Here is a 407-nt window from a genome sequence, read left to right as displayed (position 1 = left end):
CCCTTGGGCTATGTGTTGGGCGATGAGGGAAGTGCTGCGGTTTTGGGGCGGAAATTGGTGGCCGATGTGCTGAAAAAACAGCTTCCTGAAGAGGTCTGTGGCAAGTTCTGGGATTTTTACCGCAGCACACCGGCAGACTTACTCGACCGGGTGTACAAGCAACCTTTTCCCAACCGTTTTTTAGCCGGTTTCGCTCATTTTATTCATCAAAATATTGATGATGATTCCCTTCGCCGATTGGTGTGTAGCAGTTTTGTGGAGTTTTTTGAGCGCAACATCAGCCAGTATGAATCGGCCAACGAGCTACCGGTGAGTTTTACGGGCAGTACGGCCTGGTATTTTAGCGAACTGTTGCACGAGGCTGCTGAAATTTCCGGCTTTAGAGTGGGTACCATCTGTCAAAATCC

The 407-nt window shown here is 49.4% G+C and carries 1 protein-coding gene; it reads left to right on the top strand.

Annotated features, from left to right (window positions below; genetic code table 11):
* The coding region (locus C6366_RS21315; protein ID WP_233248599.1) for a hypothetical protein at window positions 1–407 on the top strand (407 nt) is incomplete at both ends.

Origin of the sequence: Desulfonatronum sp. SC1 (assembly GCF_003046795.1) — a bacterium.
Taxonomy (GTDB): domain Bacteria; phylum Desulfobacterota; class Desulfovibrionia; order Desulfovibrionales; family Desulfonatronaceae; genus Desulfonatronum.
This window is presented reverse-complemented; position numbering and strand designations above follow the sequence as displayed.